The organism is Clostridium sp. SHJSY1, assembly GCF_031626875.1.
Classification (GTDB): Bacteria; Bacillota; Clostridia; order Clostridiales; family Clostridiaceae; genus Clostridium.
The window spans coordinates 25986-49283 of sequence record NZ_JANDMF010000002.1; the positions used below are offsets into that span (position 1 = coordinate 25986).

Genomic DNA, 23298 nt, shown 5'->3' on the forward strand with positions numbered 1-23298 from the left:
AAAACTTGCCATATTACATTTTACTTACTAATCCATTTTCAAACTATAAAATATAAATGAAAACTCTCTTAAAAATTCAATTTTAAAATTTGCAGAGGTTCTATGATAGAGTCTAGTCATAGACATTTCATCTACACCTAATCTTTGTATTTTTATTTTGTATGAATTACACATACTATGCTAATTAATTATTTTACATAACGCTTAGTTCGTTCATCTTGAATTTTTCCATTCCAATTTAATCCAAACCCAAAATCGTAACTGTTTCCCATTGCATCTTTGTATACATCCATATCAAAAGGTACATCTTCATTATGTTTCTCTACTGTTTTCATTGATGCTGGCATTTGTACAGGTAATAATCCATAAGGTTCTTCTTTTCCCCTAATAATATCTAAAATAGCAGTTTTTTGAATACCAAAATCAACTAAAATTGCATCTGAATATGGTTCTAATTCAGATAAAACAGTAGGATTATGCATATGGATACATACAATAACAGGTTTATTTCCTATTTTCTTTTTAGTGTTAATTACAATATCTAAATCTTCTTCATTAGCTACTGTGTTAGTCTTGCCATAATAACCTCTATCTACTGTTTTTTCTCTAAAGTCTCCTCCTGCAACACTAGTATTTCTAGCATATTGAGCTGTATATGGGCGATATTGGAGTGAAACTGGAAGATATCCATTTCCTCCACTTTTTACATCCTCTTCGCTATATCCATTGGAAAGAGGACTTTCAATAAATACTAGGGCAAAATCAGCTTCTTCTATATCTTCAACTCGATCATAATATTTTCCTAGTACTTCTTCAGAAACTGGATCTATATTCAATTCATCTGCTGATGTTCTGAAAAATGTCTTTCTTGCTTTTATATGACGTTTAGGTATATAAACTTTTTTTCTATTTCTAATTGGAAGTATTTCTTTATTCTTTAACATAACAATTGATTTTAGTTGTGCATCGTACCCTGCTTTGCAATTCTCTTCAGACCCCACAACTTTTTTTGTAGTCTCAACATTTAAATATGGATTTTCAAAAAGACCACATCTAAAAATATTTCTTAAAAGCCTTACTGCAGAACGCTCTATTCTTGCACGCATTGTTTCTTCTCCATACTTCACACATCCAAGCTTATATGCTGAAAGTATTGGCTTCATGTCAGAATTACCACCAAACTGATCTACTCCATTTTCAATAGCCAGTAGATGTCTTTCAACTTCAGATAAATCTTCTACCCCATAACACCTGCTTCCAAAAGAATCAATTTTCTTATCTGGGTCTTCTGTAATTCCCCAATCAGTACATACAATACCATCATATCCATATTTCTCGCGAAGTAAATCTTTAATTAAATATTCACTATATGAATTTCCTACATTCTTCCCATTTTTCTTATCTACATTCCATGAAACTGTATAATATGGCATCACTGCTGATGTTGTTTTTGTTGGTCCATCTAAGCTGAAAGCGCCTTGTAAAAATGGTTGTAAATGCATTTCAAAATTTTCACCTGGATAAACAGCATATTTGCCAAATGGATAGTGGGCATCTCTTCCCCCCTCACATGTTCCTCCACCTGGCCAATGTTTTGACATAGTGCAAACACTTTCTTCTCCCCAACCATTATCTTTTCCTTCTGTAGTCTGCATTCCATCGCAATAAGCTCTTGCATAATCAGATACTAATGTTGAGTGACTTCCCCACGTATCTTCAAATCTCATCCATCTTGGTTCTGTTGCTAAATCTACTTGTGGTGATAAAGAAGTTATTAACCCAAGAGCACGATATTCTTTTGAAATAATTTCAGCATATTTTTTACACATCTCTGGGGAAAATATAGCAGCCATCCCTAATCCTTCAGGCCATCTTGAAGCATCTTCTGCACTACTTTTAAATTCCACTGTAGACTCCTCTGAGCCATGTCTTGGATCTGAGGAAAAATTAATTGGAATTCCAAATGGAAGATTTTCAACATACTTTTGCATCTCATTATTCCATCTTGCTGCAACTTCAGCATTTTCCAATTTTACAACTAATACATGTCTAACATTATCATCTTTTAGAAATCTTTTTTGTCCATCTGTCATTTCCCATTTCTGTTTTCCACTTTCTAAGAAACTCATTCCTTCATAGGTTGATTCAAAAGGCTCTCCTGGTAACGAAGGAATCATCTGATGTGGTGAATACATCATAAGTCCAGCAATTTGTTCTACTGATAAACGAGATGCTAAATCTTTTGCACGAACATCAACATCAAGACGCCAATCTTCATAAGGAAGAAGTTCTCCTGTTTTTGCTAGATCTTTAAAAATCAAACCATCTATAACTAAAACTGAATCAGAAGAAGTTCCAACTGCTGGTCCATTTTCATTCTCATATAATATAAATCCATCTTGTTCTTTTCTAATATAACTCATATTAATTTATTTCTCACTTTCTATAATTTTTTTAAAAAATTCGCATTCCTCATCATTACACTCTTTTGCTTCTGGCATGCGTATATCTAAATGAAACACATGAGCAATTTTCGCATTATCTTTATTTCCATAAATTTTATATTTACAAGGGACCCCTAATTTTTTCAATTTATCATACATTGGCCTTGCATGTTCCTTTAAAAAATCATTATGCGCAGTAGAAACAAAGACAGGAGGAAATTCTTTTGTTATATATTTCATAGTATCTAAATACTTTAACTTGCCTTTAGCATCTTCCTCAAGATAAGCTAAAATAAAACTATCATTAGATGTTTCCACATATTTTTTTAAATCATAAATTCCACAATTAAGTGCTCCAGCCTTAACCTTAATTTTATCAGAAGGCACTTTAAAGTTATAAAATTTTTGAAACTCATAGTTAGTTAGCATAGCCATATACTGACTTGCCAATTGTGCTCCTGCAGAATCTCCAACTATAAATAAATTATTTAAATCAATATTATACTCTTTAGCATGTTCTGCTATCCAGATAAATACTCTATTAACATCTTCTAATGCTGCTGGAAATGGAGCTTCTGGTGCTAATCTATAAGAAAAGTTAACAACTGTAAATCCTCTCTGCGCTAAATCCATACAGTAAAATTGGTATACATCCTTATTTCCATATACCCATCCACCTCCATGGATGCTTATTATAGTTTGCTGACAATCTGCCACATTTTTTTTGTGATAAATGTCAAGAAGATTTAATTCTCCATGAATACCATAACTTATATTGTCATATCTTTTTATATCATCTGGAGTTGTAAGTCCTTCATCACGTTTTGCATCACCTTTACTGCAAAATTTACGAAATATTTTGGGATCATTTAAATCCATAATTCTTCACCTCTGCTTTTCTACATATAATTACTATAAGTAATTAACTATTATTCTATCAGTTAAAAATATATAATTATATACACTTTATATCTGAAAAATTACTCTTTTGTGACTTTTTTTAGTTTTATATTGTTATAAATTTATACTACAATTTTCCTAACGTTATGAATTTATACAAAAAAAATAGGTGTATAAAAAATAAATTATTCATTCTTCATACACCTATTTTTAACACACCATATATAATTTTAATTATTAACTAAGAATATTGATCTCATCTTCTTTGTTTTTTTATTTATTATTATTTTTACAAATGTTTCTGCATATGGAAGGAGAAATTGTATAAATGGTCCAATTACTACCATAGATATTACTGTTCCAATACCAACCTTTCCACCTAATAAAAATCCTATAATTAAATATCCAGCATCTATTGCAATTCTAACCCAACGATATTCCATTTTTATTTTATCTCGTATTATAAATGGAATAATATCATTAGGTGCAACACCTACATTTGTTGCTGATAAAATTGAAAATCCTACTGCAAGTATAAAACTAGCAAGTACAACAAATAATGTTCTTGTAAAATAATTATAGGAATCAATGTGAAAGTATGAAACTATCTTAACTGCAAAATCAATAATTGGACCTACCCCAATTACGCTAATAAATGTTCCTATATTTATTTGTTTTCTTTCCACTATAAATATAATTATAAATAATACTACTGAAATAATCATATTAGCAACTCCTGGAGTTACTTGATTTGAACCTACTATCCATTTAACTAGGAAAATATCCTTCAAACTTGTTCTATTTAATATGGAAGCTAATCCTTGAGTGAATACGGTAAATGAATCAGATCCTATATTAATTTTTAGAAATAATGCAACTCCAAACTGAATTATACTTATTCCTACAAAAAATAAAATTAATCTTTTAGTTAAATTAATTGCTTTATTCATTTTCATCTTCCTTTACTACATATTTTTCTTTCATTTTTTGTACATTCAATTTTTGTTAAAATAAGTAAATCATTAAATATTCATAAATATAAGTGTTTTATTTATAATGCATAATTACCATATTTTTTTAACACTAGAACTTATACAATCTTAATAATTAACTATAATTAGTCTATCAGTTAAAAACATGGAATTATATACACTTTATATCTAAAAAATTACTCTTTTGTGACTTGCTTAATTTTATACTGATAAGGAGTTGCTTTATAATATTTCTTAAAACACTTAATAAACTGCCTTGTATCTGAAAAACCCGTATCTTGGGCAATATTAGCCATTGAAGAATCACATTCCATCATTTTTTGCACTGCTTTTTGCAGACGATATACCGTAAGATATTCTTTGAATGTAATTCCAGTATATTTTTTAAAAAATCTTGAGAAATATTCTCTGGAGAAATAAAAATATTTTGCTATATCCTCCTGTTTCAAAGGTTCTTTATAATTATTTGTTATATACTCTAAAATTTCTTTAACTTTTTGTATATTTATTTTATTTTTCAATAAAATACTAGATTTATTTCTTTTTGCACCACTTATACATAATTCATAAATTAATTTATGTAGCAATCCAGAAATAGCAATATTTTCATACTGATTTTTATAATATTTATAATATTTAAAAATTTCTTCTATACATATCTTTATACTATTCAAATCTTTTATTTTTTCTATAATAAATATACTTTCATCCAAATCTGGTATTAAATTTTTTATAAATTCATATTTGATTAATAAAGTAAATACTATTCTATTTTCTATTACTTCGTCTATATTAGGAACTACACTATGAATGCTTTCACAATTAATAATTATGATATCTCCCTTTTTGGCTTCATAGTGCTTTCCATCAATATAGTAATCAACTTGCCCATCTAAAATATAATTTATTTCTAATTCTTTGTGCCAATGATCTATCATTTTTTCTTGCATTATTTTATCATGATATTTTTGAAATTCATCCATGGTAAGAATATACATAAAAACTGGCAAATTATATTCCATTGTTACTATTTCAAGTTTTTGATTTTTCTTTTTCATTATTTTATATCACCTTAATGCTCTACTTTAAAAGTTTAATTACAATTAATTTTCATACATCCTATTATAATATACATTTTTAAATTCAATTCACTAGTTCACTTTCCTTTAGAATAAATAATAGTACCATCAACCCCATAAATTCAAATGATATATCATTAACTTTTTTTCTTTGATATATATACATAGTTGAATAATATTGACTAATAGTTCCTTTAGCCCATCTCCTATCATAAGGATTCTTTGTTCTTTCAAAAGAATGGACATCATCATTCCTGGATTATGCCCTGTTACATTATAAGATACTAAAGCTCCATTCTTCAAATGCTTATAATCTAAGGCTGGTTTCTTGAATCTTTTATTAAGTGCTTAAGATGAGATTTCTATATTATATTGAACTGCAAATCTTCTACATAATGAATATAAAGCTTGTTACACATATCATCACTTAAGAATGTATTAAATGCTAAAAATATTTCGTCTGTAAGCAAATTGTTTTCTACAAATAGTATGAACTAAGCCATCAATGCATTTTTTTAGTACTTCAAAATCTGTTTTAAATTTTTCTTGCTTCTCTTTATCTTTTATACAGTTTGTAATTTCTATAGAATATGCTTTTTCCATAAGAATTATGGTTTAAGTTAAAATTTCCATATACTGATACCTGTTTTTGGGTCTATCATTCTTCCTATCGCTTCCTCAGCAGTCTGTATAAAAATTTCCCCAGTATAGTTTACGATTGCTTCTGTTAAATGTCCAGCTACTATAGTTGGCTTTCCAGCTTCATCAAGATAAGAAAAGACTCCGTGACTATGCAAAACCGGCTCCCCATTCTCATCTATAGTAATATTTCCCATCAATGATACCATTTCAAGCATTCCTAAAATAGGATGGTCTGTAAACTTATCCTTATCTGGTAGATATGTTGAAACAATTGCTTTATCGCAAGCTCCAATTCCTTGAAAATGTCCTGCTAGTATACTTTCTCTTTTACATATTTTTTCTATATTACTGATTATCTCTTCATCTTTATCAATTCTAACATAAAAGTTATTACCTATTTTTCTATAATCCATTTGTTTATTCCTCCAAATCATACTTTTTATTTTAATCTATTAATATATATCTATTTCAAAAGTTTCAAGTACAAATTAGCCACATAATCAGTTTTTAATTGTATTGCAACTCACCATTCATCCAAACTAAAATCTCTATGAGTGATTTTTCATTAACTGGAAAACATCTATGTATTTTGAAGAATATTCAGCAGTGTTTTATTTCCTAACGTTTTGAATTTTTTTGTATTTATCCTTAAAAGAATCCTCCCCATATCATGACACAAAACTAGGAACTTAAGAATTGAAATTAAGATCTAATGTTGAAAGTAATCTAATATGCAATAGACTCATCCCTGCTAATAATAAATTTGCATTCAATCTCCTTTACCATAAAAGGATATCCTTCTAAAATTATTAAAAAATCAATATATTCTCAGGGAAATCTTAACTTTTTATAACTAATCAGATTTTTAATAGAAAGACTCTGCAGGCAATGTTGCACTTTCACTAGAGACTCGTCCACTGATTTTCCAGTTCCTTCTGAAATGTCTCTCCCCAGATTTTGCATGGAGATACTTACCTTTAAATGCAATATAATCAACAGGAAGGTCTTCTGGTAAAGGAATAATTGCATCAACAATTCCAAATGATGTCATACTTTGAATTCCTAGTTCTGTTGCTGCATAAACTCGGTCCCCCACATCTACACACAAATCTGAAGCACCAATACTGTGACAGTCAGTAGCTAAATGTAGTGAACCAAGAATATATCTATCCTTTAATGAGCCATCTGGACAAATTGACATGGCAAAAATATAACGTCTTTCCTTATCTGCAATATATAAACGCCACAAATCTGAAGAAATCCCAAGTGCTGTAACTTTTCCAAAATCATCAGCTACTATAGTACGTTCTCCAGTCTTCTTCTCAAACCATATTTTTCCTAAATCTGCCACATAAACTCCATTAATACTAGCTGCTATACATGAATTTGGAAATTCAGCGCTAGGTTGAAGTTCTTCCCATGTTGAATCAATATCTATCAATTTGCTAATTTGATCTTGTAATTTTAATATTTTAACAGGTGTTTTATTCCAATCGTGCCATAAATATTCCAATCCTTCTAATTGCACATCATAATCATTTATTCTGCATATATGTCCTTCACCCGGGAAATATTTACTTTTAATTTCATAACCAGCGTATGACAAAGCCTTTATAGTATTAATTCCTGAGGTATAAGAATTTCCGAAATATCCATCAGGTTCATTTTCACCATAAGTCACATAAGCCCTAATAGGACGAGGTTCGAATTTTCGTATTAGAAATGGGAAATCTTCTGCCGCCCCCATTGCATGAAAACTTGGACTTGCAAGATACACTCTTCTAAAATAATCATTCCGATACCATGCAGCATTCCATGAAGAAAGTGCTCCAGATGATCCACCACACATCATATGCATATCAGGATTTTCAGAAATGCAGAGATTTTCATTATGGCATACTTCAGGAATTAGTTCCTTTATTAAAAAATTTGGGAACTCATCTCCTACAAGGTCATATTCATCTCTTCTCATTTTTCTTTCCATACCACCTTTTAGGGTTGGAGGTAATATTCCAGGTTCAATTCCAATTGTTACAAATGCTGGTGCTTTGCCTTTGCTTACAAGTTCCTCCATAGCTATACTTTGCTCTTTATAAAACTCATCAAGATTTATAATAAGTGCTGCTGGATTTTTTGCATCATAATACTTTGAAACATAAACAGTATAGGAAAAAACAGTGCCTGGCTTATACTTCTTACCTGTGTAGCTATGTATTGATATTTTACCTTTTAATTCTTTCATAATAATATACCCCATTCTTTATTTAAGAAACTTATTTTCTTAATATTTATGTTGTAACTTACAATTAATTTTTATAATTGATATTATTACAAGATTCTAATTTATTATAGATAATTATTTTTGTAATGCAAAGAACTAAAACTCAGTATCAAATATCCATAAAATTCCAATTTCTTACTGGTATTCTATCAATTCTTCCATTCCCAGGATAAATATATAGTTCAGCAAGATTTTGAACAATTCCATCAACTAGGTGACCACCAAAAACATTAAAAGTATTATCTGAAGCTGCTACATGTATATGTGTATTAACTTCTCCGTTCAACATAGAAATATTTCCTGTTAAACTCAATAATTCCATACTGCGGTCATTAACAATCTTATAATCATAACCATTTGTCTCATTGTTCCAAATGCCCACCTTAATGTAGTTTATTCCACCAAATCCAGTAATTGTACCCATTGTAACATTCTCGTTTTTACATATTTCTCTAATGGAAGCATGAATATCCTCTCCGGTTTCAAGTCTAACAACTATAGTTTCATCGAATTTTTTATATCTCATTTTATACATCTCCTTTATAATGAACTTATTTTATTTTCCATTACATTCATGATAATTACATGTGTTATTTTTGTAAATATGGCACTTTAAAGTGCCCTTGTTACCTTTTGGTAACCACTGATAAAAAAGAGACCAATTACAATATCTAAATTAATCTTATTTTATAAATAGAAAGTGCATAAAACTCAACATTTAAATGTTGGAATTTATGCACTTTCATATATCAGCATATTATTACATACACATAGCTGTCAATTCGGTTACAAAATACTATTCATCCAACCAGTAATTTCTTTCAGAATTTTTTCATTACGACGAAAATATGTATATTGATCAATTTTACGCGATTCTACCAGGCCAGCGTCCTCTAAGATTGACATAAAATTAGAAATTGTTGATTGTGAAAGCCCTGTACGCTTCTTAATACTACGCACGCAAACACCACCTAGAAAGTCTGTCATTACCCAAGCATGCAGTTGGGGCTCAAAATTTGCCACTGGATTCTTGAGCCATAGCAGAATATTCAGCCGTGTTTCATTACCTAGTGCCCTAAAAATCTTTACTTGGTCCATTTGGTTTACCTCACTATTCTATCTTTTATTATCCCTTACATTTTAACATATAACCACTATGATAAATATAATTTTAGATTTCATCACGCAAACTCAGGGCAAATTCTTTGACTTCATATCTGCAGCAAGTTTAATATATAGACTCACCCAGTCAAGCACAGCACCAATGCAGCATGGACGTGATTGAATTAATTTTGCAACTTATTATAAACTTTTTATGCTTTCACGAAAGTTTCTGAGATTATTTTCTGGTGTGTTATCAATAACATGTTGCAAAGTTGCAATCATTTTGTCTTTATCATTTGGAATTGTCCCTACAAGTGGCACTGCTATAGAAACATGTACAGCTTCAAAGATAGTTTGTATAGTAAGGCTTTTGATAAATTCCATCATTTCCTGAAGTTTTTCCACTTCCGTAGCTTCCTGAAACTCACCTGTTTGTGCCTGCTTATATAATGGTGTTCCTGGCATTAATGTCAATGATGATGCATAAATCATAGTTGGCTTTAAGCCGTTCAAGATTCTGGCTGAATCGTGAGCGTGTTTCATACCATAGTTATGACCGCCTAAACCATTGAGAAAATTAGCGATATAGCGAAAGCCTGCAGCATCCATCTTAGAACATTGCTCCGTAATTAATTCTGATGTATATCCCTTATTCATCTTATCTAAAATCACATCATCACCTGACTCTATTCCAAAATATGGATTGCTATATCCTGCCTCACTTAAAGCACGCAGTTCAGATACACTTTTATTTGTCATATTATTGATTCTTGCATATCCACCGATAGATTCAACAGTTGGCAAATACTCATGTATAAGTTCTGCAATAATCATTAGCTTGTCATAGCTTAATACAAATGGATCAGCTCCTTGCAAGAAAATTCTTTTAGCCTTTACATTCATACTTCTGAGCTCAGCCAGATCTTCTTTAATCTCCTCGATTGGTGATGCCTTAAAGTTACTATCTTTGTAAAATGCACAAAATGCACATTGATTATGTGTACTACATCCTGACGTAACCTGTAAATAAGCGGATTCCGCTTCATATGGTGGTCTATTAATTCCACTTGAAAAATGCATAAAATGTCAACCTCCTAAAACCCTATTATTGTCAGCTCCTTCTTTTAATCCTTAAACGATTGAGCCTCAAAATGTTTATTAAAATTTTTCTTTTTTTACATAATCGTTATCTATGAATTGTATTAATCTATAAACATCGATTAATACAATAGTAACAGCACTTATACGTCTTGTCAACAATTATATCTTATAATTGGTATAACCAAACCATAATTGGCATTGTTATAATACAAACTATTGTTGTAACTGCATTTATAACACTTGCATATTCTCCATTCTTTCCAGAGATTTGAGCCATTTGTGTAACTGATGATGCAGAAGGCGCTATTGTTGCAAGGAAACTGATAAGCAAAATCATCTTCCCATCTGATAATAAGTTTGTCATTCCACAATATTTAAGTAGAAACAATATTATAATAGGACATAGTATCATTTTTAAAAAAGTAACTACGTAAATTCGCTTATAAGCAACTATCTGTTTGAAACTCATATTCCCAATCAGCATACCAGCAACAACCATGCAAATAGGACCAATCATAACACTTACTGAATCTAAGGTCTGTGTAATAATATCCGGCATTTGGAACCTTGTAATAAAAAGTAAAATTCCAAGGAAAATAGCAATTATATTAATATTTGAAATAATTTTTTTCAAATCTATTTTTTCTTCATCAGAAAGTACTATCCTACCATGTGTCCAAAAAAGAATTAACTGGACAACTATGAAAGCACTTGAATAAATAACCCATTCCTTGCCCAAGATGGAAATTACAATAGGAATAATTAAATTTGCAGCATTTGAATATACTATTGATGCTTTTTCAATTGCATCTAAGTGAAATATCTTTTCAAGTACCTTTACCAAAATCAATAGTACAATATGAATTAATACTGCTGCTGCGAAAGCAAGAATCAATCCATTCCTTATATTTTCTGTATATTTAACTTGAAAGGCATTTATGATTACACAAGGAGTTACTAAATAAAGAGCAATAATTGAAAGACTTTTACTATCTTCTGCTTTTAATAAATGTGTTTTCACAAGTAAAAATCCCATAACCATAATTAAAAAAAGTTCACCAATCTGTTTCATTAATAATAAACTAATCACAACTCTACCTCCTATATCTAACATCATCTTTTTCATTTTCATTAACCAACTTTATAGGCTAAATCTTATATATGTATTAAGAAATATTATTAATTAAAAAACATCCTATTGGAAATTATAACATTTAATTATTTTCCAATAGGATTGTAATTATATAATGTATTTTATTTAATGAAATTAGTACGAATTATTTTCTCATTTACAGGATAGTTTATTCCATTTTTTTTACCAGATTCAATTAATTTCAATAGCCATGCCATGTTTGTGCCAAGTGTTCTCATTATTTGCATACCTTCTTCATCTTGTCTTACTTGCTCAGGAGTAAAGCCATGAACCATATTCCAGTATGTAGATGGTACCATAATCATCTTTGAATGACCTATATATTTATTTAATTGGTCATACGCTGCAGTTGTGCCTGCTCTTCTCGCAGATACAATACTTGCTGCAGGTTTATAGGCAAAGTTAGAACTAGCTGCAAAATTTACTCTATCTAAAAGAGATGTCATAGAACCATTTGCTGATGCAAAATAAACAGGAGATCCAAAAATGAAACCATCTGCATCCTTTGCCTTTTCTATAACTTCATTTACAGAGTCATCATTGAAAATACATAAATGCTTATCAGATGATTGACATTTACCACATCCGATACATCCTCTAATCGGTTTATTCCCAATGTGATATATTTCACATTCCACATTCTCTTTTTCTAATTGTTTAGCCACCTCATCCAATGCAGTAAAAGTACACCCATTTCTATGAGGGCTACCATTAATTAATAATACTTTCATAATTATAACTCCTTTTATTGTTTAATTTGCAGTTCATAATACAATGAACTTGTTAATCTATTTTCAAATAGAACCATAAATTTAAATAATTTATTTTATCTAATGAAACCAGTATAGATTCTCTTTTCTTCTATAGGATAATTAATTCCATTCTTTGTGGAAAATTCAATTGTTTTTAATAACCATGCCATATTTCTACCTAGTGTTCTCATTAATTGCATACCCATTTTATCTTGAATTACATCCTCTGGGGTACTTCCATGAACCATGTTCCAGTATGTAGATGGTACCATAATCATACTGGAGTAACCTATATATTTATTTAGCTGATCATAAGCTGCTGTTGTACCAGCTCTCCATGCAGATACTACACTTGCTGCTGGTTTATAAGCAAAAGCTGAACTTCCTGCATAATTTACTCTATCTAAAACAGAAGTAAGTGCACTATTGGCTGAAGCAAAATAAACAGGTGATCCAAAAATAAAACCATCTGAATTTTTTGCTTTTTCAATGATTTCATTTACAGGATCATCATTGAAAATACATAAATTGTTATTAGTCCTACACTTATTGCATCCAATACACCCTCTAATTGGTTTATTACCAATATGATATATTTCTGTATCTATTTTTTCCTTTTCTAATTGTTTCACCACTTCACTTAATGCAGTATAAGTACACCCTTTTTTATTTGGGCTTCCATTAATTAATAATACTTTCATAATTATTCTCCTATCTCATATAGTAAGTTTATAGTCAAATAAATAACTTCTATAAACTTATTTATTTTATATTCTTACAATAGCATCAGTCATAAGAGCTGCTCGCTTATTTTCTTTTACATTATGAACTCTTACAAAATCACAGTTTTTCATAATTCCAATAACAGTAGTAGCTACAGTACCTTCAATTCTTTCATCCTTATCAAGATTTAAGGCAGTTCCTATCATTCGTTTTTTAGATGTTGCTAACAAAACAGGATAACCAAGTGTAGCAAGCTCTTCTAAATTATTCATAACTTCTAAATTCTGTTCATAAGTTTTAGCAAATCCTACTCCTGGATCTATAATAATATTTTCAGGTTTAACACCTGCTCTTAGCGCTATATTAATACTTTCCATTAAGTCATTTAATACTTCTTTCATGAAATTTTCATAGTTCATGTTATCTCTATTATGCATGAGCAAACAGGTCGCATTGTATTTTGCTGCAATTTTAGCCATATTGAAATCTTTTTTAAAGCCCCAAATATCATTTATAATATCTGCACCAGCCTTTAATGATGCTTCTATTACTTTGCTTTTATATGAATCCACAGATATTGGAATATCTGTTTCTTTTCTTAATGCTTCTATTACTGGTATTACTCTACTAATTTCCTCTTCATCACTTATACAAGTATAACCTGGTCTTGTAGATTCTCCCCCAATGTCAATTATATCTGCACCTTGCTCTATCATTTTTCTTGTATGAAGAATAGCTTTTTCTACATTATTGTACTTTCCTCCATCAGAAAATGAATCAGGGGTAACATTAAGTATTCCCATAATATAAGTTCTTTTTCCAATTTCAAAGTTTTTTTTCCCAATTCTCATTATTTTTATCACCTATTCCTTACAACACTTTTAAGTTTAAACCTTACTATTTTTCTGAATAATTCTATGTATGTTTAATATGTGGTTTTTTATGAAAAATCAACCAAGTGAAAAGACTTATTATCCCTATAATAAAATACATTGACCCCATTAGAACTATTTTGTTTATAGCATCAGTTGAAATTAGTAACATTCCAATACTTCCTAATAAAGTGAATATACATCCTATAAGTGAAGATGCTGATCCAATATCTCCCTCAACCTGTTCTATCATAAGGTTTGTTCTTGGAGGTCCTAAGATATTTCCGCATAAAGATGCAGGTATTAATGATAAACAAAATACCATTGGACTATATGTGCCTATAGTCATAAGTAAAATCCCACTTATAATTGTTACAATATAAACTCCAGTTATTATGATTTTATAATGAATAAACTTAGAAATCTGAATATAAGCCATTGGTCCTATAAGTAGAAAAATCGCATTTGCAGCAAAATAATAGCTATATACTTTCTCACTTACTCCAAAACCATTCATATATATATATATGAACCTTATATAAAGGACATAAATGCAATATTCAATAATGAAAACATCAATAGAAGATACATAAAACTTTTATTTTTAGCAACTATTCCAAGCCTGCCTATGGCTTTAAACACACTTCTTGAAGATAAACATCAGTAGATAATGGTATAAACGCACCTAAAAAGCAATAAATACTACAAATCCCTTTTCTTCTAAATATTTATGTTTCTTTTTAGAAGTATACTTAGTTAAATTATTGGTCATACGAACCTCCATTTAATAATTTTATTTTTATGACGCTACTAAAAATAAATTTTAGACTTTCAAATGTTATATTTATTAAATTTTTCTGTAGTTTTACTTAATTTAGATTATCAACTGAAGATTTTACTTATTAACTTACAAGATTCTTATAAATATTCTTATCAAAATCTTTAAATACATTAAATATAACCCTATCTATCTTTGATCCATTTTCTTTTAAAAATTCTATTACCGTTTCCATTGCAATTTTAGCAGCTCTCTCATTTGGAAAATGAAATTCACCTGTAGATATACAACAAAATGCTATAGTTCTAATTTCATTTTGCACAGCACATTCCAAACATGATCTATAGCAAGAACGTAAATTGTCTTCAAGTTCCTTTGTTAATTCAATTCTTACAATAGGTCCAACAGTATGTATAACATGTTTGCATGGAAGATTATATGCCTTTGTTATTTTGGCTGTTCCTGTCTCTTCCTCATGACCTTGCTGCTTCATTATTTCATAACATTCATCTCTAAGCTGTATTCCTGAAGCTGAATGTATGGCATTATCAATACATCCGTGACATGGTGCAAAACAACCAAGCATTTGAGAATTAGCAGCATTTACAATAGCATCTACCTTTAGTCTTGTTATATCCCCTTGACATATTGATATCTTGTTTTTAAACTGCAGGGAAGAGGTTGGAAACTCTTCATCTATTGTTGGCACATCTTCAAGGCTTACAATACCTTTAACTTTGATTACATTGGATAAGAACTCATCTTGAACTCGAATAAAATTTCCACTAATTTTTTTAGGCATTCTCATGTTCATAAGTGAACGAAATAATCTAGCCTGTTCTGAATAAGAATCAGGAATTTCTAAATCCTTATATCTATTATCTTCCTTTACTAATTCATTTATTAAATAAAGTAATCTTTCTGATTGATTCATAACCTTAGCACCCACTTTTTTAAAATTCAATGCTAAAACAGCATTAATTGATTATCTATATAGCTTTCTTGTTTAGCTTCTTTTACTATATCACCATTCATATTTCTACCAATCAAAAATGGTGATTTGGGATTATGAAGTTTCATGTTATCTATTACTGTTTTTTGATTGTAATTTGCATAACAATATAAACAGCCATGACCACATGTATTGTATACCCCAATATCATTTCCTAGAAGACAATTACATCCTCCTCTAGTTGATTTCTTTTGGTGAAGTTTTAAGCTAACACCTAGTGCTTTTTCAATTACTGATTTTGTCATACAGCCACTGCAATCAACACCATACTTTGACAGTTCTTGCCCTTCAACACATGTTTTAATTTGAATATCATATTTTTTTCCTATATGAACAAATTCCTTTGCTATTGTAAAACGTTCTTCCCTGGTAACTGCTTTAACACCTGGAAAATTAAGCTTTGTCTTTTCATACAAATCTATAAAACTAATAACACAATCATGAGTATACCCTGCAAGGTTAGATGATATTTTTTCAAAATGCTCTATATGACTTTTCAATGTATATTTATCTGTAATAAAAATTGGATCATATCGCCATCCAATTTTTTGTGATCCAATGCTTTTTGAAAGTTTTTTAAAATCTTCTATTACTTTTTCTTTATCTGGTACATTAGGCTCAATTTCTTTTCCATAAGGAGTAATTGTTACAAACCAAAACTGCCTAAACCCATCAAGTTCATGAATTCTAGGCAGTATTGGTCCTGGATTTTTTGTACAAAAAGACAGACAATCAACTACATCAGGTGTAAGCTTATATTTCATTACCTGATTCTTATAATAAGGATTTCTTGTGTAAACATATCCTTCTTTAATTCTGTTAAAAAACCATTCACTAAAATAAGCAGGAATATCTGTTCTGCATCCTGTATTTATTATCATAAAACACTTATTACCTCCTAATAATATCTTTATCTATTTTTTAATCTTCAAAGTATAGTTCACAACTCCAATTATGTTAACTATTTACAACAATAATTTTACCATTAGCCATATTACTTTCCATTAGTAGATGTGCTTTATGGATTTCATCCAATGTAAAAACTTTTGCTATAGGTACTTTAATTTTATGTTGTTCAATATGATTAAAAAGCTTATTCAATATTTCTTCTTTGATATTCTGACTATCAAACTGGCTAAAATACGTTCCAGAAGTAATATCCACCATTGGTTCAAAATTATTTAATATCCATTCACCACCTAAAATACCTATCATGCATAGAGTGCCATGTTCTGAAAGTAATTTTAAGGAATTTTTCAATGTCACTGTACCAACTAGTTCTAAAATTTTATTCACACCATTTGGAAAAGAGGAAAAGAGTTGGTCTAATAAATTACTATCATCCATCAATACAAAGTCTGCACCGTTTTCCTTTAAAAATTCTAACTTATTTGGGGTTCTAGTAGTTGAAATGACAGTAGCACCAATACTCTTAGCCAGTTTAAGAGCAGCTAATCCAACAGAACTGGTTCCACCTCGTATTAATAAAGTTTCTCCAATAGTAAGCCTTAAGACCTCAAAAAGTGAAGCATAGGCAGTATAATACATTTCAGGAATGGTAGCCATTTGTGTCCATTCCATATCAATATTAATGGGATATACTTGATTAGATGGAATAAGAGCATATTCAGCATAACTTCCATCAAATTCACGGCCAAGTCCTCCCATCAAGGATATAACCCTTTGTCCTTTTTTATAAGAACTATCAGATGAATCTTCAATTTCACCTACACATTCTATTCCAATAATTCGTGGTAGTTTTACAGATGGAGAATCTCCTTGTCTTGTAAATATCTCAGAACGGTTTATACCAAATGCTTTAATCTTTACTAATACCCAGCCTGGCTTCACTTTAGGTTTTGGTACGTCACATACTACTAATTCTTCAGCTTTACAAGCTTTTTCTAATACAACAGCCTTCATTTTCTAAGTCCTCCTTTAAAAAAAATAATTCTTTCAATTTTACTCAATATGCCATTAACAATTATAGAAAGCCCTGCTGCTAGTATGCTTCCCCATATAATCTTATTAACATCCATTGTGCGAAGACCATCAAATAAAATACTACCAAGCCCACCTGCATTAATAGATGCAGCTATAGTTGCAATTCCAATGGTAGAAACAACTGCTAGACGTACTCCAGTAAAAAGAGCATTCTTAGATAATGGTAGTCTTACTTTAAATAATATTTGTATATTGTTCATACCAATTCCAGTTGCAGCTTCTATAATTGCTGGCTCTACTTCATTTAGTCCAGCAATAAAATTGTTAAGCAACAAATATTCATTATAAACAACTAGAACAGTTATTGCAGTTAATTTCCCTAGTCCAGTCACTGGAATCAATATAGCAAAAAGTGCTAAACTAGGAATAGAGTAAATAATTGAAAATAAATGTATAAGTATTTTAGAGAGTATTTTTGAATACATTGCAAATATGGTAAGTATAGCTGCTATTAAAATAGAAATTCCTAGTGTAATCACAACCAATTCTAAATGTTCTAATAATGCTTTACCTAATTTGTCATAATGCTTTATTACATAATCTATCAAACTATTCCCTCCCAAAACTGCTCCTGTTCTCGTGATGATGTAATAAGGGATGATACAAAATCATCAGCAGGATTTTGTACAATATTTCTTGGTGTATCAAATTGACATACTCTACCATTATTCATAATAATAACTCTTGTTCCCAATTTAAATGCTTCATTTATATCATGGGTAACAAATAAAAATGTTTTCTTCAATCCACCATGGATACGCAATAGCTCATCTTGCAAATTCATTCTGGTTATTGCATCAATTGCTCCAAAGGGTTCATCTAAAAGCATTATTTTAGGATCAATTGCCAATGCTCTAGCCAGTCCAATCCTTTGTTGTTGTCCTCCAGATAACTGTGATGGAAATCTCTTTTTAAATTCCTTAGGATTTAGTCCTACAAGAAATAACAAATCTTCTACTCTTGCATCAATTTTTTCTTTACTCCATTTTAATAGTTTTGGTACAGTGGCGATATTTTCAGCTATTGTCATATGTGGAAAAAGTCCAACTTGTTGAATTACATAGCCTATACTTCTTCTAAGATTAACCACATCTACAGATTTGATTTCTTCCCCAAATAGCATTATTTTTCCTTCATTAGGCTCATATAAACGATTAATCATCTTTAATAATGTAGTTTTGCCTGAACCTGAAGAACCTAATACAGTTATAAATTCTCCTTCTTCAATTGTAAGACTTACATTATCCACCACATTACATTCTGATTTATTAAATTTTTTACATACATTACTAAATTCTATTGCTATATGAGACATTTTGACCTCCTTAAAAATTAACTATTTAATGGAATTATAAAAATCTTTTGCTACCTTTTCATAATCCTCTTTATCCACATCAACTTTTGCATTTAATTCTGTAACTGTTTTTGTATCTAACTTTTCACTTATTTTATTTAAAATGTCTGCAATATCAGGGTGATTTTCTAGTATACTATCTTGTATAACTGGAGCTAAATTGTATGGTGGCCATACATGTTTGTCATCTTCTAATAATGTAAATTCATCTGTATTAACTAATTGTCCTTCAGTTGTATATGCTGGAGCAACATCTGCCTCATCTTTTCTTAGGACTTCATATTTCAATCCATTATCATATACTTTAGATGATTTCCAATTAAATTTTCCATATACTTTTTCTAATGCTGGAATTCCATCTTCTCTTTGATCAACCTCACCTTGTGATGCAAATCTAAGTTCACTAGCATGTTTTTGTAAATCTGAAACTGTTGTAATACCAAGTTTTTTTGATATATCTGTACGAATAACTAGCCCAGCACCATCATTTGCCTTTGAATATTGTAGCCATGTAATTTTGAATTCATTTTCATAACCTTCTTTAACTGTCTTGTAAACTTCCTCAGGATCTGTAATTAAGTCCTTTTTAAGAACTGTTAATAATCCTGTTCCTGTGTATTCAGGGTATAAATCAATTTCATCATTTACAATAGATGAATGAATTACAGAGCCAGCAATATTGGGTACTCTATCCACCTTATACCCTGCATCTTCTAATGCTAATGAATACAATTCCCCAACGATTAAATTTTCAGTGAAATCTTTTGTTCCAACTCGAATAGTTGTATCATTACTCTCACCATTCTTTTGGTTTCCGCATGCTGTCACAAATAGTGCTGACATCATAACAGTGACTACTGACACAAACTTTTTTATTCTTTTATTCATGTTTTTTCCTACTTTCTTAAATATTTATGTTTAATTAAAGATCTATCTATAAGATCAAGTAATAGTCTAGCTGCAATGGAAAGTAGTGCAACAGAAATACCACCAACTAAAAGTAAATCAATTCGATTTAAGCCTAATCCAGTAAAGATAATTTCTCCAAGTCCCCCGCCTCCTATTTTAGCTGCTAAAGTGGCACTTGCAATAATCTCAATAGCGGCTATCTTTATTCCTGTTAGAATCATAGGCATAGCTAAAGGAAATTTGACCTTAAATAATACTTGCCTCTCTGTCATACCTACTGCAGAGGCAGTTTCCAACATAAAATATGGTACTTGTTCTAATCCTGACGCTGTATTCATAATAATTGGTGGAACTGCTAATAGTACTAATGCTGTCATAGCTGGCTTAATACCTATACCCATTATAGGTATTAATAATATTAATACAGCCAAACTTGGAACAATGCGCAGTACTTGAAAAATTGACATAATCCATCTCTCATATTTTTTATATTTAATACAGGCATATCCACATGGAATCCCAATAATAATAGCAGTAATCAATGCTAAAATACTGATCAATATATGCTCTTTTATAGAAACAAGATATGTATCCATATTATTAGTGAAGTAATCAATAATCTTTATTCCAATATTACCGCTCAAAGTAGCCTCCTCTATATTTGCCTTTGTATTATGTTAATGCATGCTTAACATAAATGTATTTTTTTATCGTTTTCTAAAATTATATTTAAATTAATAAATCGATTATTATTTTCATCATATCTTCATCAAATGCAATAGTTTTATCTTTATTTTCATCTGGTCCATCTGGATAGTCTCTGTTTAATCTTATAAGAGTTGCATTTGAATTTGCATATGTTATCTGTTCAAAAGGATAACGAATTATACCAGGGGTGTTGAATCCTACTCCAAGCTCCATAAATACTACCTTTTTACCTTCAATCTCTTTTAGAAAAGAACCATAATTATTACAAGCTCTATCCCAAGCTTCATCTTGAATAAAATACTTATCTTTTCTTACATTTACATCCATATCACCACCACATACTGGACACTTAGGGACAAGCTCTGATGGTATTTTACAATCTCTTGTCTGCATTAGCATATCTTGAACAAGCATTTCATTATCATATAGCTTTTTATGACATCCTATTGCACATTGAATATATCCATAATCCCCCTGTGTTGCAAATATCTTTTCATCTGAAAATCCAGCTTTCCAAAACTGATGTTCAACATTTGTTGTCAAGACAAAATATTTCTTCTTATTTATTAACTGGTACAATTTCTTATAAAGCTTTGTAGCAGGTGTTTCAAACCTATTAAGAGATATGTGCCTAGCCCAATAAGCCCATTTTTCTTCCATAGTTTCAAATAGATAAAAACTCGAAGTGTATAAATCCTCCATATCATATTTTTCAATGAAATCAGTAAACTTATCAGTAAATCTTTTTCCTGAATACTTTAGTCCTGCAGCATCTGATAATCCAGCACCAGCCCCAATGAAAATGTATTCTGCATTTTTTAAAGCTTCACTTGCTTTTTTAATACGGTTATTATAATCTTTCATATATACCACCTATTCCTCATGATACTGGTTATAAAATACTGTCTTTTCAATTGGCAGTCTTTTTCCTGACATTTTATTGTTTGGTTTGCTTTCCTCTGTTGGGTATCCTAATAACAAAAGAATAATAGGTTCTATATTTTCAGGTAAGTCCAAAAGTTTCTTAGCTTTATCTTTATCAAAATAGCTTATCCATGAACTTCCCACACCAATAGCAGCTGCTTCTAACATCATATGTGTTGTTACAATAGTTGCATCAACTTCACCACTTGATGCTCCGTTTTCAGGATGTTTCCAACAAACTTCCTTATCATAGCATACTAAAAGAGCTGTTCTCGCATTATAATGATACGAATTTTTACTCTTTTTATCATCACTACATTCTTTCGCAATCTTTGCATAATATTCGTTATAATTAAAAGTAGTAAATTTTTTCACTTTTTGAAGGGTATCATCATTATTAAGCACTAAAATTCTTTGCGGCTGGTAATTAACTGCTGTAGGTGCCCACCTTCCTGCTTCTAATATTTTATCTAGTTTTTCCTGTTCTAATTTTTTATCACTATAACTACGTACTGTATATCTCATTTTTTCTATATCTAAAATATCATTCATACTATTTTCTCCTATTAATTTACTAAAACAACTATCTTTCCATTTGCCTTATTTTGTTCCATCAATAAATGTGCTTTTGCAATCTCATCTAAAGTAAACACTTTTGAAATATGTGGCTTCAAATTGTATTTCTTTATATGATTAAATATTTCATCTATAATTTCTTGTGTTGGATAATTACTAAAGAAGGAAGATAAATATACTCCATTTGGTATTGATTTAATCACATCAAATCTTTGTAAAGCACTTCCTCCAAGCTGTCCTGTTGAACATATAATTCCATGTTTCTTTAATAACTTAGACGTATCTTCTATGGCAGTAGGCCCTACTAATTCTAAAACCTTTGTAAGTCCTTCAGGAAATACATTTCTTATTTGTTTTGATAGAGTCCCATCATCTAACATTGAGAAATCTGCTCCTATCTCTTTCAAGAATTCAAGCCTTTCTTCTTTTCTTGTTGTTCCAATTACTGTACATCCCACTGATTTTGCTAATTGTATAGCTGCAATTCCCAATGCACTGGTGGCAGCATGAATTAGAATAATATCCTCTGACTGAATCTGAAGACAGTCAAATAATGATCCATAGGCTGTAAAGAATGTTTCTGGTACTGCTGCCATTTCAGTCCAACTTAAGTTTGTATTTACTTGAAATACATGACTAACTGGTAATAAAGCATATTCTGCATAACTTCCATCAAAACTTCTTCCCATTCCACCCATTAGAGCTACAATATGTTGTCCAGTTTTAAAATTACTATCTGATGGATTCACTATTTCCCCAACACATTCTATCCCTGGTATTCTTGGTAGTGTAATATATGATGCATTTGCTTCATAACTTCTAAAAATCACTTCAGAACGATTAATTCCAAATGCCTTTATTTTTACAAGAACCCATCCAGGTTTAATTTCTGGAATAGGTATATCTTTTATAATCATTTCCTCTGCCTTGCAAGTTTTTTCAAGCTTAACCGCCTTCATATTAATTTCCACTCCTTTTTAACTAACAAAC

At 30.3% G+C, this 23298-nt stretch carries 25 protein-coding genes; all 25 read right to left on the reverse strand.

What is annotated here, in order from left to right; genetic code table 11:
- Positions 1-188: 188 nt before the first annotated feature.
- The gene (locus tag NNC19_RS01290; protein WP_310936784.1) at positions 189-2423 is read right to left on the reverse strand and encodes a glycoside hydrolase family 3 N-terminal domain-containing protein; all 2235 of its coding nucleotides are present in this window, start codon (positions 2421-2423) and stop codon (positions 189-191) included.
- 6 nt (positions 2424-2429) lie between these two features.
- Positions 2430-3323: an alpha/beta hydrolase gene (locus tag NNC19_RS01295; RefSeq protein ID WP_310936785.1), complete on the reverse strand. Its 894-nt coding sequence runs from the start codon at positions 3321-3323 to the stop codon at positions 2430-2432.
- 251 nt (positions 3324-3574) lie between these two features.
- Positions 3575-4294, reverse strand: coding sequence for a hypothetical protein (locus NNC19_RS01300; protein WP_310936786.1), 720 nt, complete (start codon positions 4292-4294; stop codon positions 3575-3577).
- 218 nt (positions 4295-4512) lie between these two features.
- Positions 4513-5394 (reverse strand): AraC family transcriptional regulator, encoded by an 882-nt coding sequence (locus tag NNC19_RS01305; protein WP_310936787.1) that lies wholly within the window; start codon positions 5392-5394, stop codon positions 4513-4515.
- Positions 5395-5853: 459 nt separating this feature from the next.
- Positions 5854-6018: a hypothetical protein gene (locus tag NNC19_RS01310; protein ID WP_310936788.1), complete on the reverse strand. Its 165-nt coding sequence runs from the start codon at positions 6016-6018 to the stop codon at positions 5854-5856.
- A 17-nt stretch (positions 6019-6035) separates the two neighbouring features.
- Positions 6036-6470, reverse strand: a complete 435-nt coding sequence (locus tag NNC19_RS01315; RefSeq protein WP_310936789.1) for a DNA-binding protein — start codon at positions 6468-6470, stop codon at positions 6036-6038.
- Positions 6471-6922: 452 nt separating this feature from the next.
- Positions 6923-8299, reverse strand: coding sequence for a hypothetical protein (locus NNC19_RS01320; protein ID WP_310936790.1), 1377 nt, complete (start codon positions 8297-8299; stop codon positions 6923-6925).
- Between the two features lie 148 nt (positions 8300-8447).
- Positions 8448-8864, reverse strand: a complete 417-nt coding sequence (locus tag NNC19_RS01325; RefSeq protein ID WP_310936791.1) for a DNA-binding protein — start codon at positions 8862-8864, stop codon at positions 8448-8450.
- Positions 8865-9124: 260 nt separating this feature from the next.
- Positions 9125-9436, reverse strand: a complete 312-nt coding sequence (locus NNC19_RS01330) for a metalloregulator ArsR/SmtB family transcription factor (protein ID WP_310936792.1) — start codon at positions 9434-9436, stop codon at positions 9125-9127.
- A 204-nt stretch (positions 9437-9640) separates the two neighbouring features.
- On the reverse strand, positions 9641-10522 hold the full coding sequence (locus tag NNC19_RS01335; RefSeq protein ID WP_310936793.1) for a radical SAM protein: 882 nt from the start codon (positions 10520-10522) through the stop codon (positions 9641-9643).
- Between the two features lie 187 nt (positions 10523-10709).
- Positions 10710-11633: an AEC family transporter gene (locus NNC19_RS01340; RefSeq protein WP_310936794.1), complete on the reverse strand. Its 924-nt coding sequence runs from the start codon at positions 11631-11633 to the stop codon at positions 10710-10712.
- A 164-nt stretch (positions 11634-11797) separates the two neighbouring features.
- Complete coding sequence (locus tag NNC19_RS01345; RefSeq protein ID WP_310936795.1) at positions 11798-12427, reverse strand: flavodoxin family protein; 630 nt, start codon at positions 12425-12427, stop codon at positions 11798-11800.
- 95 nt (positions 12428-12522) lie between these two features.
- Complete coding sequence (locus tag NNC19_RS01350) at positions 12523-13149, reverse strand: flavodoxin family protein (protein ID WP_310936796.1); 627 nt, start codon at positions 13147-13149, stop codon at positions 12523-12525.
- A 66-nt stretch (positions 13150-13215) separates the two neighbouring features.
- Positions 13216-14022, reverse strand: coding sequence for a dihydropteroate synthase (folP, locus tag NNC19_RS01355; RefSeq protein WP_310936797.1), 807 nt, complete (start codon positions 14020-14022; stop codon positions 13216-13218).
- 64 nt (positions 14023-14086) lie between these two features.
- Positions 14087-14560 carry a hypothetical protein gene (locus tag NNC19_RS01360; protein ID WP_310936798.1) on the reverse strand — a complete coding sequence of 158 codons (474 nt, stop codon included), beginning with the start codon at positions 14558-14560 and terminating at the stop codon, positions 14087-14089.
- A gap of 385 nt (positions 14561-14945) precedes the next feature.
- The gene (locus tag NNC19_RS01365; protein WP_310936799.1) at positions 14946-15755 is read right to left on the reverse strand and encodes a protein-ADP-ribose hydrolase; all 810 of its coding nucleotides are present in this window, start codon (positions 15753-15755) and stop codon (positions 14946-14948) included.
- Positions 15756-15787: 32 nt separating this feature from the next.
- On the reverse strand, positions 15788-16714 hold the full coding sequence (locus NNC19_RS01370; protein WP_310936800.1) for a DUF1848 domain-containing protein: 927 nt from the start codon (positions 16712-16714) through the stop codon (positions 15788-15790).
- A 76-nt stretch (positions 16715-16790) separates the two neighbouring features.
- Positions 16791-17756 carry a zinc-binding alcohol dehydrogenase family protein gene (locus NNC19_RS01375; RefSeq protein ID WP_310936801.1) on the reverse strand — a complete coding sequence of 322 codons (966 nt, stop codon included), beginning with the start codon at positions 17754-17756 and terminating at the stop codon, positions 16791-16793.
- Positions 17753-18385: an ABC transporter permease gene (locus NNC19_RS01380; protein WP_310936802.1), complete on the reverse strand. Its 633-nt coding sequence runs from the start codon at positions 18383-18385 to the stop codon at positions 17753-17755. The genes NNC19_RS01375 and NNC19_RS01380 overlap by 4 nt, the downstream gene beginning before the upstream one ends.
- Entirely contained in the window at positions 18382-19152 is a 771-nt protein-coding gene (locus tag NNC19_RS01385; RefSeq protein ID WP_310936803.1) for an ABC transporter ATP-binding protein, read from the reverse strand. The genes NNC19_RS01380 and NNC19_RS01385 overlap by 4 nt, the downstream gene beginning before the upstream one ends.
- A 21-nt stretch (positions 19153-19173) precedes the next feature.
- Positions 19174-20079 carry a glycine betaine ABC transporter substrate-binding protein gene (locus NNC19_RS01390; protein ID WP_310936804.1) on the reverse strand — a complete coding sequence of 302 codons (906 nt, stop codon included), beginning with the start codon at positions 20077-20079 and terminating at the stop codon, positions 19174-19176.
- Positions 20080-20087: 8 nt separating this feature from the next.
- Entirely contained in the window at positions 20088-20744 is a 657-nt protein-coding gene (locus tag NNC19_RS01395; protein WP_310936805.1) for an ABC transporter permease, read from the reverse strand.
- An 85-nt stretch (positions 20745-20829) separates the two neighbouring features.
- Positions 20830-21672 (reverse strand): Sir2 silent information regulator family NAD-dependent deacetylase, encoded by an 843-nt coding sequence (locus NNC19_RS01400; protein WP_310936806.1) that lies wholly within the window; start codon positions 21670-21672, stop codon positions 20830-20832.
- Positions 21673-21681: 9 nt separating this feature from the next.
- Entirely contained in the window at positions 21682-22284 is a 603-nt protein-coding gene (locus tag NNC19_RS01405; RefSeq protein ID WP_310936807.1) for a nitroreductase family protein, read from the reverse strand.
- A gap of 14 nt (positions 22285-22298) precedes the next feature.
- Complete coding sequence (locus NNC19_RS01410) at positions 22299-23267, reverse strand: zinc-binding dehydrogenase (protein ID WP_310936808.1); 969 nt, start codon at positions 23265-23267, stop codon at positions 22299-22301.
- Between the last annotated feature and the right edge of the window lie 31 nt (positions 23268-23298).

Bases quoted from the DNA above. Each gene is read 5' to 3' on its own strand.
- NNC19_RS01290 (WP_310936784.1), bottom strand. From the start codon at position 2,423: ATGAGTTATATTAGAAAAGAACAAGATGGATTTATATTATATGAGAAT.
- NNC19_RS01295 (WP_310936785.1), bottom strand. From the start codon at position 3,323: ATGGATTTAAATGATCCCAAAATATTTCGTAAATTTTGCAGTAAAGGT.
- NNC19_RS01300 (WP_310936786.1), bottom strand. From the start codon at position 4,294: ATGAATAAAGCAATTAATTTAACTAAAAGATTAATTTTATTTTTTGTA.
- NNC19_RS01305 (WP_310936787.1), bottom strand. From the start codon at position 5,394: ATGAAAAAGAAAAATCAAAAACTTGAAATAGTAACAATGGAATATAAT.
- NNC19_RS01310 (WP_310936788.1), bottom strand. From the start codon at position 6,018: ATGGAAAAAGCATATTCTATAGAAATTACAAACTGTATAAAAGATAAA.
- NNC19_RS01315 (WP_310936789.1), bottom strand. From the start codon at position 6,470: ATGGATTATAGAAAAATAGGTAATAACTTTTATGTTAGAATTGATAAA.
- NNC19_RS01320 (WP_310936790.1), bottom strand. From the start codon at position 8,299: ATGAAAGAATTAAAAGGTAAAATATCAATACATAGCTACACAGGTAAG.
- NNC19_RS01325 (WP_310936791.1), bottom strand. From the start codon at position 8,864: ATGAGATATAAAAAATTCGATGAAACTATAGTTGTTAGACTTGAAACC.
- NNC19_RS01330 (WP_310936792.1), bottom strand. From the start codon at position 9,436: ATGGACCAAGTAAAGATTTTTAGGGCACTAGGTAATGAAACACGGCTG.
- NNC19_RS01335 (WP_310936793.1), bottom strand. From the start codon at position 10,522: ATGCATTTTTCAAGTGGAATTAATAGACCACCATATGAAGCGGAATCC.
- NNC19_RS01345 (WP_310936795.1), bottom strand. From the start codon at position 12,427: ATGAAAGTATTATTAATTAATGGTAGCCCTCATAGAAATGGGTGTACT.
- NNC19_RS01350 (WP_310936796.1), bottom strand. From the start codon at position 13,149: ATGAAAGTATTATTAATTAATGGAAGCCCAAATAAAAAAGGGTGTACT.
- folP (WP_310936797.1), bottom strand. From the start codon at position 14,022: ATGAGAATTGGGAAAAAAAACTTTGAAATTGGAAAAAGAACTTATATT.
- NNC19_RS01360 (WP_310936798.1), bottom strand. From the start codon at position 14,560: ATGAATGGTTTTGGAGTAAGTGAGAAAGTATATAGCTATTATTTTGCT.
- NNC19_RS01365 (WP_310936799.1), bottom strand. From the start codon at position 15,755: ATGAATCAATCAGAAAGATTACTTTATTTAATAAATGAATTAGTAAAG.
- NNC19_RS01370 (WP_310936800.1), bottom strand. From the start codon at position 16,714: ATGATAATAAATACAGGATGCAGAACAGATATTCCTGCTTATTTTAGT.
- NNC19_RS01375 (WP_310936801.1), bottom strand. From the start codon at position 17,756: ATGAAGGCTGTTGTATTAGAAAAAGCTTGTAAAGCTGAAGAATTAGTA.
- NNC19_RS01385 (WP_310936803.1), bottom strand. From the start codon at position 19,152: ATGTCTCATATAGCAATAGAATTTAGTAATGTATGTAAAAAATTTAAT.
- NNC19_RS01390 (WP_310936804.1), bottom strand. From the start codon at position 20,079: ATGAATAAAAGAATAAAAAAGTTTGTGTCAGTAGTCACTGTTATGATG.
- NNC19_RS01400 (WP_310936806.1), bottom strand. From the start codon at position 21,672: ATGAAAGATTATAATAACCGTATTAAAAAAGCAAGTGAAGCTTTAAAA.
- NNC19_RS01405 (WP_310936807.1), bottom strand. From the start codon at position 22,284: ATGAATGATATTTTAGATATAGAAAAAATGAGATATACAGTACGTAGT.
- NNC19_RS01410 (WP_310936808.1), bottom strand. From the start codon at position 23,267: ATGAAGGCGGTTAAGCTTGAAAAAACTTGCAAGGCAGAGGAAATGATT.